This is a genomic window from Microtetraspora sp. AC03309, assembly GCF_020826795.1.
Taxonomy (GTDB): domain Bacteria; phylum Actinomycetota; class Actinomycetes; order Streptosporangiales; family Streptosporangiaceae; genus Microtetraspora; species Microtetraspora glauca.
In genome coordinates this window covers 1-660 of record NZ_JADDIL010000329.1, presented here as the reverse complement: position 1 = coordinate 660, position 660 = coordinate 1, and the positions used below count along the sequence as shown (strand labels likewise).

1 protein-coding gene is annotated in these 660 nt (G+C 67.3%); it reads left to right on the top strand.

Going from position 1 to position 660, the window contains the following annotated elements; all coding sequences use genetic code 11:
- Window positions 1-18: 18 nt before the first annotated feature.
- Window positions 19-660, top strand: a 642-nt coding sequence (locus tag IMZ11_RS46030; protein WP_305075953.1) for a PPE family protein, incomplete at its 3' end; no start/stop codon positions are given.

The window sequence follows — 660 nt, the reverse complement described above, 5'->3', positions numbered from 1 at the left end:
GGTCTGTACGTCAACACCATGCGCCGCGTCGAGCACGCGGTGGGCACGGCGCCGGCCGATTCGGCCTACGTCGTCAGTGTCGACGACGTGGTGCTGGACGTGTTCCTGTTCGCCGGCGAGCCCGCTGAAATCCTCAACCAGTACACCGCGTTGACCGGCCGCGCCGGCCAGCCCGTGCTGTGGGCGATGGGCGCGTGGCTGCAGCAGGCCAGCGCCGACAGTGCGGCCATCGCTGCCCGGCATGAAACCGCGGCAGCGGCCTATGCCAGCGCGTTGGCGGCCATGCCCACCATGGCCGAGTTGGCCGCCAACCATGCCCGGCAGGCGGTCCTGGTGTCCACCAACTTCTTTGGGGTCAACACCATTCCGATCGCGTTGAACGAGGCCGACTACGTCCGGATGTGGATCCTGGCTGCCACCACGATGAGCGTCTACCAAGGGGTTTCCGAGGCGGCGGTGGCGACCACACCGTCCACCCCGGCGGCGCCGAGGATCCTGCACGAGGAGCATGATCACGACGACGACCATGACCACGACGGCGACCACGATCACGACGGTGATCACGATGACCACGGCCACGGCGACCTGAGCCCCCTGGACCCGCGCTGGTGGCTGGAGGTCGGTCAAGAGCAGTTCGAGAACATCAGTCTGCTGATCGAC